Here is a 14,745-nt window from a genome sequence, read left to right on the forward strand (position 1 = left end):
CCGCCATTCGCGACTGAAGCAGCGGCGCACGAGGCCTGAACGATGGCTTGCGCCGCGGCCCGCGCAACTCGCCCTTCATCGATTCCCCATGCGTCTTCTTGCTCTGAACAAACCGTTCGGCACCATCTGTCAGTTCTCGCCGCATGAAACGCGCGCGTCGCTGGCCGACTGGGTCAAGGTGCCGGGCGTCTATCCGGCGGGACGGCTGGATTCCGACAGCGAGGGACTGCTGCTTCTCACCGACGACGGCGCGCTTCAAGCGCGCATCGCCGAGCCGCGTCACAAGCTCGTCAAACGTTACTGGGCGCAAGTTGAAGGCGCGGTCGACGCGGCCACGTTGAAGAAGCTGGCGCGCGGCGTCGATCTCGGCGATTACGTCACCCGGCCCTGCCGCGCGGAGTACGTGGAACCGGGCGACTCGCTCTGGACGCGCACGCCGCCGATCCGCTTTCGCGCCGCAATCCCGACGACGTGGCTCGAACTCTCGATCACCGAAGGCAAGAACCGCCAGGTGCGACGCATGACCGCGGCGGTCGGCTTTCCGACCTTGCGTCTCGTGCGCGTCGGCGTCGGCGCGCTCGACATTTTTTCGCTGGGACTTCAACCGGGCGAAAGCGTCGAATTGCCGCCGAAGGCGCCGTGGGACGGCGTCGTTTGAACGCCTCGCCCTGCGCGACAAATCGCACGGTTGCGCATCAACGCCCGCGCTCGATGGCGGCAAAGAAAAGCCAGGCCGTTGTGGAAGCCAAGCCGTTGTATCGGTAGCCAAAAGCACGCGTGAAACCATGATGAAAAACGCGTGAAACAATCGCATGCGCCGCCATGCGGCAGCAGGCCTTCGCATCGATACATCCGCTAATAAACTTTCCACGAAATTCGCGTCAACCGGTGCGCGAGCTCACGCGTTATTCGACGCAGATGCCGCCCGAAGCTATCCGGCATTCAGCCCTAAGGGCCTTTGTGCAAGCCGCTCTCGCGGTGAAGCGCAGGGAGTCTGAGCGCTAGGCAGACGCGTCGGAAAATTTGTTCGATGCGCATGTCAACCGAAAGGTGGATGGCACGTTTACCGACATGACTCTCATATAACCGGGTCATTGGGTTAATCAACTAAAGCTGAGGATTTCAAAATGAACAAACTGATCGCCGCTCTGGTCGCTGGCCTCTTCGCAACGGCAGCATTCGCACAAGCTTCGGCACCGGCAGCTCCGGCAGCCGCTTCGGCAGCTCCGGCAGCAGCAGCTTCGTCGGCAAAGAAGACCACGAAGCACGCTCACAAGAAGTCGCACAAGAAGGCAGCATCGGCTGCTGCTGCAGCTTCGGCCGCTTCGGAGTAAGTTTGTTGTAAAAACGCAGTCAAGAACTAGCTTCATTGCCGTTCTTACGGCGTTGAAAGGCAGATCGCCGCAAGGCTTTCTGCCTTTTTGTTTTTGACGCGCTCGCGTAACATTCGCGGGTTAATTTCCAGCAAGGAGTCATGCCGTGCGATTTTTCATGCGCTCGTTGGTTGCGCGTTTCGCCGTTGCCGTCGCATTGCCGCTCGCCGCGATAACGCTTGCGGCCACCGCCGCCCCCGCTCACGCGCAGCCGATACCGGCCGGCGCGAAGCAGCCCGGCGACTTCCCGCGCGCGAAGCTGACCGCGGGCATGTTCGTGATCGACGCCGCCGTCGCCGCCAACGATGCGGACCGCGAGCAAGGCCTGATGTACCGCACGAGCCTCGCGCCGAACGAAGGCATGCTGTTCGTCTTCAACGAGAACGCCGTGCATTGCTTCTGGATGAAGAACACGCTGATCCCGCTGTCGATCGCGTTCATCCGCGCCGACGGCACGGTCACCGATATCGACGAGATGCAGGCCGAGACCACCAACAATCACTGCCCGAAGAACAACGGCGTGTATGCATTGGAAATGAGCAAGGGCTGGTTCACGTCGAAAGGCATCAAACCGGGGATGAAAATCCAGGGCTTGCCGGCCGCGCAATAGTTTCAGGCGGCCACGGCGGCCAACGCCACCGCCTCGCCCGCCGCTTTTCCGGAAAAGCCGGCGCCTTCACCAGGCGCCGGCTTTTTCATTGGCGTGGCCAGGTGCGCCGGCGGCGCCGCACCGCTGTTGAATGGGCCGAAGCCCCGCCGGCAGGCGTTCCCAACCGGCTGGCAAGATTCCTGCAAAAGACGGGCCGACGCGCTATCCTAGTATTCTTAGCAAAAGCAGCACTCAAGCTCTCCGGGCAGCACAGGCTGCCGCCCGGCCAGCGTTTCAGGCGCGCCATTCCAAGGAGGTTCACGTGCCCCGCAAGACTCCCATCGAGCGCTACCGGAATATCGGCATCAGCGCTCACATCGATGCCGGCAAAACCACCACTACTGAACGCATCCTGTTCTACACCGGCGTGACCCACAAGATCGGCGAGGTTCACGACGGTGCGGCGACGATGGACTGGATGGAGCAGGAGCAGGAGCGCGGCATCACCATCACGTCGGCGGCCACCACCGCTTTCTGGAAAGGCATGGCCGGCAACTACCCCGAGCACCGCATCAACATCATCGACACGCCGGGTCACGTCGACTTCACGATCGAGGTGGAACGCTCGATGCGCGTGCTCGACGGCGCCTGCATGGTGTACGACTCGGTCGGCGGCGTGCAGCCGCAGTCCGAAACGGTGTGGCGCCAGGCAAACAAGTACAAGGTGCCGCGCATTGCGTTCGTCAACAAGATGGACCGCGTCGGCGCGGACTTTTTCCGCGTGCAGCGGCAGATCGGCGACCGTCTGAAGGGCGTCGCGGTGCCGATCCAGATTCCGGTCGGTGCGGAAGATCATTTCCAGGGCGTGGTCGATCTCGTGAAGATGAAGGCGATTTACTGGGACGAAGAGAACCAGGGGATCAAATTCGAGTATCGGGACATCCCGCCGGAACTCGCGGCCACCGCGAAGGAATGGCACGACAAGATGGTCGAGGCCGCGGCGGAAGCCAGCGAAGAACTGCTCGACAAGTACCTGCATGGCGGAACGCTGAGCGAAGAGGAAATCAAGCACGGCATTCGCGTGCGCACCATCTCCAACGAGATCGTGCCGATGCTGTGCGGCAGCGCGTTCAAGAACAAGGGCGTGCAGGCGATGCTGGACGCGGTGATCGATTATCTGCCGTCGCCGGTCGACGTGCCTGCGATCTCCGGCCACGACGAGCACGACAACGAAATCGAGCGTCATCCGAAAGACGACGATCCGTTCTCCGCGCTCGCGTTCAAGATCATGACCGACCCGTTCGTCGGGCAACTGATCTTCTTCCGCGTCTACTCGGGCGTGGTGAATTCGGGCGACACCGTCTACAACGCGGTCAAGGAAAAGAAGGAGCGCCTCGGCCGGATCCTGCAGATGCACGCGAACGAGCGCAAGGAAATCAAGGAAGTCTATGCGGGCGACATCGCCGCGGCGGTCGGCCTGAAGGAAGCGACCACCGGCGACACGCTGTGCGACCCGGCGCACGTGATCATTCTCGAACGCATGATCTTCCCCGAGCCGGTGATTTCGCAGGCCGTCGAGCCGAAGACCAAGGTCGACCAGGAAAAGATGGGCATCGCGCTGAACCGTCTCGCGCAGGAAGACCCGTCGTTCCGCGTGCAGACGGACGAGGAATCCGGCCAGACCATCATCTCCGGCATGGGCGAGCTGCACCTGGAAATCCTGGTCGACCGGATGAAGCGCGAATTCGGCGTCGAGGCCACCGTCGGCAAGCCGCAGGTGGCTTACCGCGAAACGGTGCGCAACAAGGTCGAGGACGTCGAGGGCAAGTTCGTCAAGCAGTCGGGCGGCCGCGGGCAGTACGGCCATGCGGTCCTCACGCTGGAGCCGGCGCCGCAAGGCAAGGGCTACGAATTCGTCGACGCGATCAAGGGCGGCGTGATTCCGCGCGAATACATTCCGGCGGTCGACAAGGGCATCCAGGAAACGCTGAAGGCCGGCGTGCTGGCGGGCTATCCGGTGGTCGACGTGAAGGTCACGCTGACCTTCGGTTCGTACCACGACGTGGACTCGAACGAAAACGCGTTCCGCATGGCCGGCTCGATGGCGTTCAAGGAAGCGATGCGCAAGGCCAGGCCCGTGCTGCTCGAACCGATGATGGCCGTCGAGGTGGAAACGCCCGAAGACTTCATGGGCAACGTAATGGGCGATCTGTCGAGCCGCCGCGGCATGGTGCAAGGCATGGAAGACATCGCCGGCGGCGGCGGCAAGCTGGTGCGCGCGGAAGTGCCGCTCGCGGAGATGTTCGGCTACTCGACCTCGCTGCGCTCGGCCACGCAAGGCCGCGCCACATACACGATGGAGTTCAAGCACTACGCTGAAACGCCGAACAACGTGGCCGAGGCCGTGATCAACGCGAAGCACAAGTAAGCACCGCCACGCCGTATCGCCATGCAAGCAAGCACGAAAGCCCGTTCCCTGTGGACGGGCTTTTTTTATCCCACGACGCCGCTCGAACCGCCCGGCCACACGCAACGTTTTTGACCGTGCAAGAATGCCGGACGGCGTCGCGTCCCCACAGGACATTCGCCAATCAGGAGACACGTCATGAGCCACGACCACGAACATCCGCACTACAACGACGAACAACCCGCGCCGCCCGTCGACTGGCGCGAGCATGGCGTGAAGGTCATCAAGGGCGATCAGCTCGACAGCAACACCGCGCAAACGCCCGGCATGAATCGCGCGGCCGCGATCAACGCGGCGCGAGTCGGCGCGCAAAAGATCTGGGCCGGCATGGTCACGATCCATCCGAACGCGAAGACCGGCGCGCATCATCACGGCGCGCTCGAAAGCGTGATCTACGTGCTGCGCGGCCAGGCCCGCATGCGCTGGGGCGAGCATCTCGAATTCACCGCCGAGGCCGGTCCCGGCGACTTCATCTTCGTGCCGCCCTATGTACCGCATCAGGAAATCAACGCCAGCACCGACGAGCCGCTCGAATGCGTGCTGGTGCGCAGCGACAACGAAGCGGTAGTGGTGAATCTGAACATCGACGCCGTCGAGGCGCCGGAAACGGTCTACTGGGTCGATCCGATTCACAAGCATCCGCACGATCACTAATCCTTCTTCATGCCTTGTTCACGCGACTCATGACGCCGACCGCTTCGCTGCGCCCTCGCCTCCTCACGCTGTACGCCGTGCTGATCGCCGCCAACCTCGGCGCGTGGGCATGGGCGCTGATCGCGTTGCGCGACTATCCGCTGCTGCTCGGCACCGCGATGCTCGCCTACGGCTTCGGCCTGCGCCACGCGGTGGACGCGGACCACATCGCGGCGATCGACGCCGTCACGCGCAAGCTGATGCAGGCAGGCAAGCGGCCGCTCGGCGTCGGCCTCGCGTTTTCGCTAGGTCATTCGACGATCGTGATCGTGGCGACGCTCGGCATTGCGTGGACCGCGCATTCGCTGCACGGACACCTGGAAAGTTTCAAGGCGGTGGGCGGGACGATCGGCACGCTCGTGTCGTCGGTGTTTCTGCTCGTGCTGGCTTGCGTGAACCTCGTGATTCTGCGCGACGTATGGCGCCGCTATCGGCACGTCCAATCCGGCGGCGAACCGCTCGCTCAAACAACCCAGACGATCGTCCCCGCCGGCTTGCTGTCGCGCGCATTGCGCCCGCTGTTCCGGCTCGTCACGAAAAGCTGGCACATGTACCCCGTCGGCGTGCTGTTCGGCCTCGGCTTCGACACCGCGACGGAGATCGGGCTGCTCGCGATTGCCGCGTCCGAAGCGGGCAAGGGTCTGCCGCTCTATTCGATTCTCGTGTTCCCGGCGCTCTTCACGGCGGGCATGACGCTGGTCGATTCCACCGACAACGTGCTGATGGTCCATGCCTACGGCTGGGCGCTCGACGACCCCAAACGCAAGCTCTACTACAACGCGAGCATCACGTTCGTCTCGGCCGTGGTGGCGATCGCGATCGGCGGCGTGGAAGCGCTCGGCCTGCTGTCGGACAAGCTCGGCTTGAACGGCGGCGCATGGGACGCGGTGGCGAGCGTGAACGCGCGCTTCGGCGTGCTCGGCTACGGCATCGTCGCGAGCTTCATGGCGTGCTGGATCGGCTCCGTGCTGTTTCACCGCTGGCGGCGTCCGAACGCCGTGGCGCGGTAAATCCAACTCGTCGCACGTGGTGTGACCGGTAAGGATGTCGTCGTGATGTCGGCGGTTCATCCGTTAGCGCATCGGCCGCCATCGCCATTCGCCGGCCAGGAACTTCGCAACTTGCTCGATGGCTTCGCGGAACGTTGCGATGACGATACACACCCGCCCCTTTATCCGCCAATCGGGAACCCGGCGCCACTCCGGGCGCTCCGAATCCGCGGTCAATCGCTTACACTGAAGCCGCTTTTGCGTCATCGCCCTGTCGCGCGTGTTCGGCGCGGCGCTTCAGAACCGGCAACAGAACGGACTGGATACTCCCTCGATGAAGACTCCCGCGGACCGCTTTCCCGATCTCGACCTAGCCCGCCACTCCGCCGACACCTACGGCAACCACGCCATCGACGAATGCCTCGCCGGCCGCATCACGCGCCGCGAACTGCTGCGCTATGCAAGCGTGATCGGTTTGTCGCTGGCGGGCGGCGGTGTGCTGAGTGCGCCGCATGCGCGCGCCCAAGGCACATCGGGCACATCGGGCACACCGGGCCCCTCCAACCAGACGATCCGCGTCGCTCACCTGACACCTGCGGGCGCCGTCGATCCGCTCACCGTGACGGACGCCGCGAGCCTCGCGCTGCTGAACCAGACCGGCGAATTCCTGATCGACGACGACGGCGAAAAGCGCGTGCTGAGACCGGCGCTCGCGCTCTCGTGGAAACCGAATGACAAGGGCGACGTGTGGACCTTCAAGCTGCGCCCGAATGTGAAATTCCACGACGGCCAGCCGTTCACCGCGAAAGACGTCGCCGCCACCTTCGATCGCCTCGCCGATCCGGCCAGCGGATCGGCGGCGCTATCGGTGCTCAAGGGCGTGCTGTCGAAAGGCGGCGCCAGGGTAGTCGACGACCACACGATCGCGTTTCATCTGGACGCGCCGAACGGCAACTTCCCCTACTACGTATCCTCGGACAATTACAACGCCGTGATTCTGCCCGCGAGCTACGCGGGCGGTTATGAAAAGAGCTTCATCGGCACGGGTCCGTTCAAGTTCGAAAAGTATCAGCCGAAGGTCGGCGCGTCGTTCGTGCGCAACCCCGACTACTGGGGCGAAAAAGCGTTGCCGCAGCGCGTGCAGTTCTCGTTCTACGCCGACCAGCAGGCGCAGTTGCTCGCCTTGCAAGGTCATCAGGCGGACGTGATGGGCACCTTCACCGTGCAGGGCGGCGCGGCGATCCTGAACAATCCGGACTTCAAGACCATGGGCGTGAAGTCGAGCGCGCATCGGCAGATTCATATGCGCACCGACAGTCCGCTGTTCAAGGACAAACGCGTGCGCCAGGCGCTGGCCTTGTCGCTCGATCGCGACCTGCTGGTGCGTGGCCTGTTCAAGGGCCGCGCGCAACTCGGCAACGACAGTCCGTTCGCGCCAGTGTTTCCGTCATCGGATGCGGGGGTCGCGCAACGCAGGATCGACGTCGCGAAGGCCAGGCAACTGCTCGCGCAAGCGGGCGTGCCGAACGGCTTCGACGTCACGCTCACCACCGAAAAATACATGGAGATTCCCGATCTCGCGGTCGTCGTGCAGAACGCGGCGAAGGCGATCGGCGTGCGCATCAATCTGAAGGTCGAGAGCCAGTCGCTGTATTACGGCGCGGGCACGCCGGGCAAATCGGATTGGCTGGACTCGCCGCTCGGCATTACCGACTACGGCCATCGCGGCGTGCCGAACGTCTTCCTGAACGCGCCGCTCACCAGCAACGGCACGTGGAACGCCGCGCACTTCAAGAATCCGCAATACGATCAACTGGTCGCGCAATTCGTCGCGGCGATCGATCTCGGCTCGCAGAAGAAAATCGCCGGACAGATTCAGACGCTGTTGCTCGACGAAACGCCCGTAATCATTCCGTTCTTCTACGATCAACTGATCGCGATGCGCAAGGGCGTGAACGGCGTGCGCTTCACCGCGATCGCGCAACTGTATTTCGACCGCGCGGTGCTGAGCGCGTGATGTCGAACGCAGATGCGCTTTGACGTAGAAGCGCTCGAACGCATGAGCGCACGGTGCTTCCCCGGCTGGAGATCACGATGTCGACCACGGTGACCCCTTCCGCCTCCCCCGGCTCGAACGGCAACGCGGGCCGCGTCGCGCGCTTTCTGGCGACGCGCGTCGGCTTGTCGTTGATCACGCTGTGGCTGCTCTCGGTGATCGTGTTCGCGGGCGGCCAGCTGCTGCCCGGCGACATCGGCCGCGCGGTGCTGGGCCCGCTTGCCGACGCGCGCGCGGTCGCCGCGCTCAATCATCAACTCGGCGCCGACCGTCCGCTAATGACGCAATACATCGAGTGGATCTCGCATTTCGTGCGCGGCGACATGGGGCTCTCGTATGCGTACCGTGAGCCGGTCGGGCCGTTCATCGCCGACGCGCTCGCGCATTCGGCCAAGCTCGGGCTGCTCGCGTTCATCGTCGTCGTGCCGCTCGGCATCGCGGGCGGCGTGTGGTCGGCGATGCACGCGGGGCGCTGGCTCGACCGCACGATCAGCATCGTGGGATTGTCGGCGACGGTGGTGCCGGAATTCGTCTCGTCGATCGTGCTGATCCTGGTGTTCGGCGTGTGGCTGCGCTGGCTGCCGATCGAGGCGTCGTATCCGCCCGACGCCGGCGCGCTCGAACAGTTGCGCTATCTGATCCTGCCGGTGTTGCCGCTGGTGCTGGTGTTCTTCGGCTACATCGCGCGCATGGCGCGCGCGGGCACCGTCGAGGCGCTCGACGCCGACTACACGCGCACCGCGATCCTCAAGGGCCTGCCGCGCCGCATCGTGATCTGGCGGCACGTGTTGCGCAATGCGCTGCTGCCGACCATCACCGTGGCGGCCACGCAGCTCGGCTACATGATCGGCGGCCTGGTTGTCGTAGAGACGCTGTTCCACTATCAAGGCATCGGCTCGCTGATCTACAACGCCGCCAAGGCGAAGGACTTCCCGATGCTCGAAGCGGGCGTGCTGACCATCGGCGTGGTCTACACCGTCGCCAATCTCGTCGCCGACGCGTTGCACGTGCTGCTCAATCCGCGGCTGCGAGTAAGGAGCGCCGAATGAGCACCATCGTTCCGCCGGCCGCGCCGCGTGCCGTCGCCGAGCCGCGCTTCGATCAGTTGCGCGTGCTGCTGCGCTCGCCGACCTTCGTGATCGGCGTATTGATCGTCGGCTGGTGGATCGTCTGCGCAATCGCCGGCCAATGGCTCGTGCGGATCGATCCGTATGCATCCGATCCGCTCAACTCGCTGATGCCGCCCGATCGCACGCACTGGTTCGGCACCGATCAACTGGGCCGCGACGTGTTCTCGCGCGTGATCGTCGGCGCGCGCGACATCCTGACCATCGCGCCGCTCGCCACCTTGCTCGGCACGCTGGCGGGCACCGCGCTCGGCTTGATCGTCGGCTACTTCGACGGCTGGGTCGACAACGTGGTCGGCCGCGCGATCGACGCCGTGCTCGCGCTGCCGCTCGTGATCGTCGCGCTGCTCGCGCTCGCCGCGGTCGGCGCGTCGAACTTCACCGTGATTCTCGTGATCGGCGTCACCTTCACGCCGATCACCGCGCGCACCGTGCGCGCCGCCGTATTCGCCGAACGGCATCTCGACTACGTCGCCGCCGCGCAACTGCGCGGCGAACGCGCGCCGTACATCATGTTCGCCGAGATCCTGCCGAACGTGCTGCCGCCGATCATCGTCGAGGCGACCGTGCGGCTCGGCTATGCGATCTTCGCGGTCGCCACGCTGTCGTTCCTCGGCTTCGGCATTCAGCCGCCTTCAGCCGATTGGGGACTGGCGCTCTCCGAGTCGTACACGCTGATGGCGGGCGGCGCGTGGTGGACCGTGGTGTTCGCGGCCGGCGCAATCGCCAGTCTGGTGGTCGGCGTGAACCTGATCGCCGACAGCGTGCAAGGAGTGCTCGACCGATGAACGGCCCGCCGCCCGCCTCGTTCCCCGCCTTCGACGTGTCGAAGAGCGACCGCACGGATGCGCTGACCGTCGTCGGCCTGACGGTCACGTACCGGATGCGCGGACGCGATCGCGAAGTGCTGCAAGACGTCTCGTTTCGCGTGCGTCGCGGCGAGGCGTATGGTCTGGTAGGCGAATCGGGATGCGGCAAATCGACGGTCGCAATGGCGGCGCTGCGCTATCTGCCGCGCAACGGCAAGGTGAAGGCGGGCAAGATCGTGATCGCCGGCAAGGACGTGCACAAGCTCGACGCCGACGCGTTGCGCACGATGCGCGCGAACGCGATTTCGATGGTCTACCAGGACCCGGGGCGCGCGCTGAATCCATCGCTGACGATCGCGCGCCAGGTGACCGAAGCGTTCGAGGCCGCCGGCGTCTCGCGCGAGCAAGCCGTGGAGCGCACGCTCGACATGCTGAAGCGCGTGCGCATCGCCGCGCCCGAGCGCGTGATGGACAGCTATGCGCATCAGTTGTCGGGCGGCATGCAGCAGCGCGTGGTGATCGCGATGGCGCTCGCCTCGAACCCCGCGCTGCTGATTCTCGACGAGCCGACCACCGGCCTCGACGCCACCGTCGAAGCCGAAGTGCTCGACCTCGTGGCGCAGTTGCGCGAGGAGCTCGACACGGCCGTGCTCTTCATCAGCCATAACCTCGCGGTGATCGGGCGGATGTGCGAGCGCGTCGGCGTGCTGTACGCGGGCAAGCTGGTGGAGGAAGGCGCGACGCAGGATGTGTTCGCGCGGCCGCGCCATCCCTATACGGTCGGATTGCTGCGCTGCTTGCCGACCACGGGGCGCAGCAAGGACACCGAGCGGCTCGATACGATCGCGGGCAGTCTGCCCTCGCCGGGCTCGGTCACGCAAGGCTGCATTTACGCGGATCGCTGCCGCCTCGCCGACGATCGTTGCCGCCGCGAAGCGCCGCCGCCGTATCGGGTGAGCGCCGCGCACGGCGATCAGATGTCGCGCTGCCATTACCACGAACGCGCGATCGAGTTGCCGCGCGCGAGCGCCGAGGCATTGGCGGAGCATGGTCATGCCGCGACAGCGACAAACGGCGGCCGCACGAACATCGTGCTGCGCGCGGAAAAACTGTCGAAGACGTTCCACGTATCCGGCGCGCCGCTGCGCGCGGTGGACAATGTCTCGATCGACCTGGCGAGCGGCGAGACGCTGGGCCTCGTCGGCGAGTCGGGCAGCGGCAAGACGACGCTCGCGAAACTGCTGCTCGGCCTGCTCGCACCGGACGCCGGCGGCGTGCTCGAACTCGACGGCGCGCCGCTCGCCGCGCGCGTCACGCGACGCAACGACGAGCAGGTCAAGTCATTGCAGATCGTGTTCCAGAATCCCGACTCGGCGCTCAATCGCGCGCATTCGGTGAAGCGGCTGATCGGCCGCGCGTTGTCGCGCCTCACCGCGCTGCGCGGCCCCGCGATCGACGAACGGCTCGCCACGTTGACGGCGGCTGTGCGCCTGCCCGAACGCTACCTCGGCTCACGCACGCGGCAACTGTCCGGCGGGCTCAAGCAGCGCGTGGCGATCGCGCGCGCGTTTGCCGGCGAGCCGCGCGTGGTGGTATGCGACGAGCCGACTTCCGCGCTCGACGTCTCCGTGCAGGCGGCGATTCTCAACCTGCTCGCCGATCTGCAACGCGAGCGCGGCGTGAGCTATGTGTTCATCTCGCACGATCTGCACGTGGTGCGCTATCTGTCGGACCGCATCGCGGTGCTGTACCTCGGCAGGCTGCTGGAAATCGGGCCGGCCGCCGCCGTGTTCGACGGGCCGCAGCATCCTTATACGGAAGCGCTGCTGTCGTCCGTGCCGACGCTCGACGCTCGCGCAAACCGCGCGCGCATCCGCCTGTCCGGCGACCTGCCGAGCGCGGCGTCGCCGCCGTCCGGCTGCGTATTCCATACGCGCTGTCCGCGCAAGCTCGGCGCGATCTGCGAGCAGCAAGACCCGCCGTTTCTCGAGGCGGGGTCCGGCTCAGGCGACGCGGGTCGACGGACCACGCATCGCATCCGCTGCCATATCCCCGTCGATGAATTGCGCGTCCTGCAGGCCGCCTCAAGACGCGACGACGCAGGCAAGGTCGGCGACGGCTCGGGAAATCCATCGGAAAGCGCCGCGCGCAACGAATAGCGCCTACGTCTGACCGGAACCAAACCGGCGCGATTGCCTCATATCAGATTCAACGTTCGATATGAGGGCACCACAACATGCAACGAAACGTCCCCCGCCTTGCCGCGCGCGCGGCCACCGGCCTCGTGATGGCCGCCGCTCTCGGCCTCGCATCGCTCGCTCATGCGCAAACCGCGGCGCAACCTCCGGCACCCGCACCCGCGCAAACCCCGGCGCAAGCCGCGCAGCCGCTGCCACAAACGCTGTCGCAAGCGGCACCGCCGGTCGATCCCAGCTTTTCCGCCTACTCGCTCGTGCAAACCTGCAAGAAGAAAAACGACAACGTCGCGCAGGGCCAATGCGTCGGCGCGATCCGCGGCATCATCCACGGCTATCAGTACGGCGTGCTGTTCCTCGGTCAGCGCGTGTCGCTGCCGGCCAATGAAACGCAGCGTGTGTCGCTCTGTTTGCGCAACGCGCAGGTGTCGTCGATCGTCGAGGAATTCGTCGCGGACGCCGCCCAGGTCAACGAAGACTCGCTCAAGCACACGCCCGCCGAAGTCGCCGTGCTGGGTTCCGTGCACATGCATCACAGTTGCAATTGATAACGCGCGCGCGGCGAGCCGCTCAACGTTGGGCCGCGCTCATCAAAGCATTTCCAGCGGACGCTTGCCGCGCGGCGGCTTGAAGTAAGCGTCGATAGCCGCGAGTTCGCCCGCATCGAGTTGCAGTTGCGAAGCAAGGTGGTTGGCACGCACGTGCTCGACGCGGCCCGCCTTCGGAATCGCGAACACGCGGTGATCGCGCAGCACCCACGCGAGCGCCAGTTGAACAACCGAAACGCCGCGCGCACCCGCGATGTCGTCGAGCGGCGAGTGTTTCGGCAAACGGGCGTGATCGACGGGGCTGTAAGCCATCGTCGGCATCTTGCGCGCGGCGAGCCACGGCAGCAGATCGAATTCGGCCCCGCGGCGCGCGACGTTGTAGAGAATCTGATTGGTCGAGCACGCGTCGCCGCCCGGCGTGGCCAGCAGTTCTTCCATGTCGTCGGTGTCGAAGTTGCTGACGCCCCAATGGCGGATCTTGCCGGCGCGGCGCAGCGCCTCGAACCCCTCGACGGTTTCGGCGAGCGGCACCGAGCCGCGCCAGTGCAGCAAGTACAGATCGAGCCGATCCGTTTTCAGGCGCTTGAGACTTTGTTCGCAGGCCGCGATCACGCCGCGCCGGCTCGCGTTGTGCGGATACACCTTGCTGACCAGAAACACCTGCTCGCGCAACCCGGCCAGTGCTTCGGCAAGCAGCGATTCGGTCGCGCCGTCGCCGTACATTTCGGCGGTGTCGATCAGCGTCATGCCCAGGTCGACGCCGCAGCGCAGCGCGGCGATTTCAGCGGCTCGGCGCGCCGGCTGTTCACCCATCTCCCAGGTGCCCTGCCCCAGTTTCGGAATGCGCTCGCCGTCGGGCAGGCTCACGCTTGCGATCTCGCTCTTCATGCTGACTCCTTGAAGTGGCTGAATTGAATGGACGGTAAGGCGTGGTCCGAATGCGTATGAAGATGCAGCGGCTCACGCGAACGCTCACGCCGCATGCTACGGAAATCATAGCGACGAGTTTAGCCGTTGCCCGGCTCTCGCATCGGCCACCAGGCAAAAGCCCGCTATAACAACGGCGCGCCGATGTCTTAGAATTGCCGCTTGCCCTTCTTGCGTGAGCCCCATGACCTCTGCCTCGGAAGACCGCTGGCGCGATCTGCGCCCGGACCCGGAAAACGACACGCCGCTGTATCTGCAACTCGCTCGCAAGCTCGGCACGGCGATTCACGAGAACCGCTGGAACGCGGGCGAAGCGCTGCCTTCGGAGCGCGTGTTGTCCGAGGCGCTCGGCGTCTCGCGCATCACGTCGCGCAAGGCGATTGCGTTACTGGTCGAGCAGGGTTTGATCCGGCGCACCCAAGGCGCGGGCAGTTTCATCACGCCGCGCTACGAAGATCCGCTGTCGCGTTTGTCGAGCTTTAGCGAAATGCTGCGGCGGCGCGGTTTTACGCCGAGTTCGAAGTGGCTGTCGCGCGAAATCTCGCCGGCTAACCGCGATGAAGTGATTCAGCTCGGTTTGTCGCCGGCGGCGGCGGTGACCCGGCTGCGGCGCTTGCGTCTGGCCGACGGCATCGTGATGGCGGTGGAGAATTCCACGTTCCCTGCCGCGGTGATTCCCGATCCGCAGGCGATCGGCGACTCGCTGTACACGTTCCTGGAAAATCGCGGACTGACGATCGTCCGCGCGCTGCAACATTTTCGCGCGGTGAACGCGAGCGACGAAATCGCACAGCAGATGAGCATCGCCCCCAACGAGGCGCTGCTGTTGATCACGCGCGTGGGCTACACCGCCGATCAGCGGGCGATCGAGTTGACCGACACGTACTGCCGCAACGATTACTACGATTTCGTGGCGGAGTTGAGGAAGTAAGCGTTGTGACTTCGAGGCGCTTGCGGGCAAGCGCACCGTCA

The 14,745-nt window shown here is 65.0% G+C and carries 13 protein-coding genes; 12 read left to right on the top strand and 1 reads right to left on the bottom strand.

All coding sequences use genetic code 11. The features are described 5' to 3' along the window. Window positions 1–88 precede the first annotated feature (88 nt). The 11 genes from ACTJLC_RS02475 (at window position 89) to ACTJLC_RS02525 (ending at window position 12,846) form a co-directional block, all read left to right on the top strand. The gene (locus ACTJLC_RS02475) at window positions 89–658 is read left to right on the top strand and encodes a pseudouridine synthase (protein WP_073427025.1); all 570 of its coding nucleotides are present in this window, start codon (window positions 89–91) and stop codon (window positions 656–658) included. Window positions 659–1,127: 469 nt separating this feature from the next. Next, window positions 1,128–1,334: a hypothetical protein gene (locus tag ACTJLC_RS02480; protein WP_073427024.1), complete on the top strand. Its 207-nt coding sequence runs from the start codon at window positions 1,128–1,130 to the stop codon at window positions 1,332–1,334. Window positions 1,335–1,479: 145 nt separating this feature from the next. Continuing rightward, complete coding sequence (locus ACTJLC_RS02485; protein WP_073427023.1) at window positions 1,480–1,983, top strand: DUF192 domain-containing protein; 504 nt, start codon at window positions 1,480–1,482, stop codon at window positions 1,981–1,983. 301 nt (window positions 1,984–2,284) lie between these two features. Further along, the gene (fusA, locus tag ACTJLC_RS02490) at window positions 2,285–4,390 is read left to right on the top strand and encodes an elongation factor G (RefSeq protein WP_073427022.1); all 2,106 of its coding nucleotides are present in this window, start codon (window positions 2,285–2,287) and stop codon (window positions 4,388–4,390) included. A gap of 177 nt (window positions 4,391–4,567) precedes the next feature. After that, window positions 4,568–5,083, top strand: coding sequence for a cupin domain-containing protein (locus ACTJLC_RS02495; RefSeq protein WP_073427021.1), 516 nt, complete (start codon window positions 4,568–4,570; stop codon window positions 5,081–5,083). A 29-nt stretch (window positions 5,084–5,112) separates the two neighbouring features. Beyond that, window positions 5,113–6,132 (top strand): HoxN/HupN/NixA family nickel/cobalt transporter, encoded by a 1,020-nt coding sequence (locus ACTJLC_RS02500; protein ID WP_440843222.1) that lies wholly within the window; start codon window positions 5,113–5,115, stop codon window positions 6,130–6,132. 313 nt (window positions 6,133–6,445) lie between these two features. After that, the gene (locus tag ACTJLC_RS02505) at window positions 6,446–8,128 is read left to right on the top strand and encodes an ABC transporter substrate-binding protein (RefSeq protein ID WP_440843223.1); all 1,683 of its coding nucleotides are present in this window, start codon (window positions 6,446–6,448) and stop codon (window positions 8,126–8,128) included. 77 nt (window positions 8,129–8,205) lie between these two features. After that, the gene (locus ACTJLC_RS02510) at window positions 8,206–9,216 is read left to right on the top strand and encodes an ABC transporter permease (RefSeq protein ID WP_073427019.1); all 1,011 of its coding nucleotides are present in this window, start codon (window positions 8,206–8,208) and stop codon (window positions 9,214–9,216) included. After that, window positions 9,213–10,082: an ABC transporter permease gene (locus ACTJLC_RS02515; RefSeq protein ID WP_440843224.1), complete on the top strand. Its 870-nt coding sequence runs from the start codon at window positions 9,213–9,215 to the stop codon at window positions 10,080–10,082. The genes ACTJLC_RS02510 and ACTJLC_RS02515 overlap by 4 nt, the downstream gene beginning before the upstream one ends. Continuing rightward, window positions 10,079–12,262, top strand: a complete 2,184-nt coding sequence (locus ACTJLC_RS02520) for an ABC transporter ATP-binding protein (RefSeq protein WP_440843225.1) — start codon at window positions 10,079–10,081, stop codon at window positions 12,260–12,262. Before ACTJLC_RS02515 ends, ACTJLC_RS02520 begins: the two co-directional genes overlap by 4 nt. 77 nt (window positions 12,263–12,339) lie before the next feature. After that, on the top strand, window positions 12,340–12,846 hold the full coding sequence (locus tag ACTJLC_RS02525) for a Rap1a/Tai family immunity protein (RefSeq protein WP_114163108.1): 507 nt from the start codon (window positions 12,340–12,342) through the stop codon (window positions 12,844–12,846). 42 nt (window positions 12,847–12,888) lie between these two features. Here ACTJLC_RS02525 and ACTJLC_RS02530 read toward each other — a convergent pair whose 3' ends face one another. Beyond that, window positions 12,889–13,734 (bottom strand): aldo/keto reductase, encoded by an 846-nt coding sequence (locus ACTJLC_RS02530; protein WP_440843226.1) that lies wholly within the window; start codon window positions 13,732–13,734, stop codon window positions 12,889–12,891. 223 nt (window positions 13,735–13,957) lie between these two features. On the opposite strand from ACTJLC_RS02530, the gene ACTJLC_RS02535 reads away from it, so the two are divergent. Next, window positions 13,958–14,704 (top strand): GntR family transcriptional regulator, encoded by a 747-nt coding sequence (locus tag ACTJLC_RS02535; protein WP_073427014.1) that lies wholly within the window; start codon window positions 13,958–13,960, stop codon window positions 14,702–14,704. The last annotated feature ends 41 nt before the right edge of the window (window positions 14,705–14,745 follow it).

It is taken from the genome of Paraburkholderia sp. 22099 (assembly GCF_052045835.1).
GTDB lineage: Bacteria > Pseudomonadota > Gammaproteobacteria > Burkholderiales > Burkholderiaceae > Paraburkholderia > Paraburkholderia terricola.